The sequence below is a fragment of the Periweissella fabalis genome (assembly GCF_012396505.1).
Classification (GTDB): domain Bacteria; phylum Bacillota; class Bacilli; order Lactobacillales; family Lactobacillaceae; genus Periweissella; species Periweissella fabalis.
The window spans coordinates 1-3,133 of the sequence record NZ_JAAXPN010000020.1 but is presented as its reverse complement, the minus strand read 5'-3'; the positions used below and the strand labels follow the sequence as shown (position 1 = coordinate 3,133).

1 rRNA gene is annotated in these 3,133 nt (G+C 48.3%); it reads right to left on the bottom strand.

Annotated elements, in window-relative coordinates:
• Positions 1–53 precede the first annotated feature (53 nt).
• Positions 54–2,967, bottom strand: a 23S ribosomal RNA gene (locus HF964_RS09780).
• Between the last annotated feature and the right edge of the window lie 166 nt (positions 2,968–3,133).

Genomic DNA, 3,133 nt, shown 5'->3' with positions numbered 1-3,133 from the left:
ATCTCTCAAAACTGAATATTATCATTTAAATCTTTTACACCGGACACCACTTCGTGGTTAAGTCCTCGACCGATTAGTATTAGTCCGCTACATGTGTCACCACACTTCCACTTCTAACCTATCTACCTCATCATCTTTGAGGGGTCTTACTTTCATAAAGAAATGGGAAATCTCATCTCGAGGCGAGTTTCACACTTAGATGCTTTCAGCGTTTATCTCATCCATACATAGCTACCCAGCGATGCTCCTGGCGGAACAACTGGTACACCAGCGGTATGTCCATCCCGGTCCTCTCGTACTAAGGACAGCTCCTCTCAAATTTCCTGCGCCCGCGACGGATAGGGACCGAACTGTCTCACGACGTTCTGAACCCAGCTCGCGTACCGCTTTAATGGGCGAACAGCCCAACCCTTGGGACCGACTACAGCCCCAGGATGCGATGAGCCGACATCGAGGTGCCAAACCTCCCCGTCGATGTGGACTCTTGGGGGAGATAAGCCTGTTATCCCCAGGGTAGCTTTTATCCGTTGAGCGATGGCCCTTCCATGCGGAACCACCGGATCACTAAGTCCTACTTTCGTACCTGCTCGACTTGTAAGTCTCACAGTCAAGCTCCCTTCTGCCTTTACACTCTGCGAATGATTTCCAACCATTCTGAGGGAACCTTTGAGCGCCTCCGTTACCTTTTAGGAGGCGACCGCCCCAGTCAAACTGCCTGCCAGACACTGTCTTCCATCACGATAAGTGATGCGAGTTAGAGTGGTCATACAACGAGGGTAGTATCCCACCAACGCCTCAATCGAAACTAGCGTCCCGATTTCTACGGCTCCTACCTATCCTGTACAAGTTGCACAAACACTCAATATCAAGCTACAGTAAAGCTCCATGGGGTCTTTCCGTCCTGTCGCGGGTAACCCGCATCTTCACGGGTATTTAAATTTCACCGAGTCTCTCGTTGAGACAGTGCCCAGATCGTTACGCCTTTCGTGCGGGTCGGAACTTACCCGACAAGGAATTTCGCTACCTTAGGACCGTTATAGTTACGGCCGCCGTTTACTGGGGCTTCAATTCTGACCTTCGCCGAAGCTAAGCCATCCTTTTAACCTTCCAGCACCGGGCAGGCGTCAGCCCCTATACGTCATCTTACGATTTTGCAGAAACCTGTGTTTTTGATAAACAGTCGCCTGGGCCTATTCACTGCGGCTCACCTTGCGGTGAGCACCCCTTCTCCCGAAGTTACGGGGTCATTTTGCCGAGTTCCTTAACGAGAGTTCTCTCGCACACCTTAGGATTCTCTCCTCGACTACCTGTGTCGGTTTGCGGTACGGGTAAGTGTATTCTAACTAGAAGCTTTTCTCGGCAGCGTGAACTCATGGACTTCTCTACTTAATTTCGATCCTCATCATTACTTGTCCTTAAAGGTAAAAGCATTTGACTCTTACCAAGACTCGCAATTTAAACGCACATATCCAGCAGTGCGCATCCATTATCCTTCTGCGTCCCTCCATCGTTCAAACAAATACACCTAGTACAGGAATCTCAACCTGTTATCCATCGACTACGCCTTTCGGCCTCGCCTTAGGTCCCGACTAACCCTGGGAGGACGAGCCTTCCCCAGGAAACCTTAGTCATTCGGTGGACAGGATTCTCACCTGTCTTTCGCTACTCATACCGGCATTCTCACTTCTAAGCGCTCCAGCAGTCCTCACGGTCTACCTTCATTGCCCTTAGAACGCTCTCCTATCGCGCCACTTACGTGGCACCCGCAGTTTCGGTAATATGTTTAGCCCCGGTACATTTTCGGCGCAGAATCACTCGACTAGTGAGCTATTACGCACTCTTTAAATGGTGGCTGCTTCTGAGCCAACATCCTAGTTGTCTATGCAACTCCACATCCTTTTCCACTTAACATATATTTAGGGACCTTAACTGGCGGTCTGGGCTGTTCCCCTTTCGACGGTGGATCTTATCACTCATCGTCTGACTCCCGGACATAAATCAACGGCATTCGGAGTTTATCTGAATTCGGTAACCCGAGATGGGCCCCTAGTCCAAACAGTGCTCTACCTCCGCGATTCTAATTCCGAGGCTAGCCCTAAAGCTATTTCGGAGAGAACCAGCTATCTCCAGGTTCGTTTGGAATTTCACCGCTACCCACACCTCATCCCAGCCTTTTTCAACAGACACGGGTTCGGACCTCCAATGCGTTTTACCGCATCTTCATCCTGGACATGGGTAGGTCACCTGGTTTCGGGTCTACAACAACATACTAATGCGCCCATTTCAGACTCGCTTTCGCTACGGCTCCGGTCTTTCCACCTTAACCTTGCATGTTATCATAACTCGCCGGTTCATTCTACAAAAGGCACGCTATCACCCATTAACGGGCTCTAACTTATTGTAAGCACATGGTTTCAGGAACTATTTCACTCCCCTTCCGGGGTGCTTTTCACCTTTCCCTCACGGTACTGGTTCACTATCGGTCACTAGGGAGTATTTAGCCTTGCGAGATGGTCCTCGCGGATTCCGACGGAATTTCACGTGTTCCGCCGTACTCAGGATCCAGAACGGAGGTTATAGTATTTCGATTACGGGGCTATCACCCTCTCTAGCTCAACTTCCCAGTTGATTCATCTATACTATAACTTTGTAACTCCAAAGTTCTGTCCTACAACCCCAAGAGGCAAGCCTCTTGGTTTGGGCTCTTCCGTTTTCGCTCGCCGCTACTTACGGAATCGAATTTTCTTTATATTCCTGTTGCTAATGAGATGTTTCAGTTCACAACGTCTACCTTCATACTTGCTATATATTCACAAGTAGATAACAGCTCTCACTGTTGGGTTTCCCCATTCGGAAATCTCTGGATCAAAGCTTACTTACAGCTCCCCAAAGCATATCGGTGTTAGTCCCGTCCTTCATCGGCTCCTAGTGCCAAGGCATCCACCATGCGCCCTTATTAACTTAACCTAGTTTCTTACGAAACGGTTAATTGAGCGACTGACACGCTGGTCAGTCTTTAAAGCGATTAAAACTAATGTTTTAAAACTCAATAAAACGCGATGTTCTCGGTTCAATTTATAAATAAATTGTTTTTAAAAAATTTAATGATAATATTCAGTTTTCAAAGAACAAG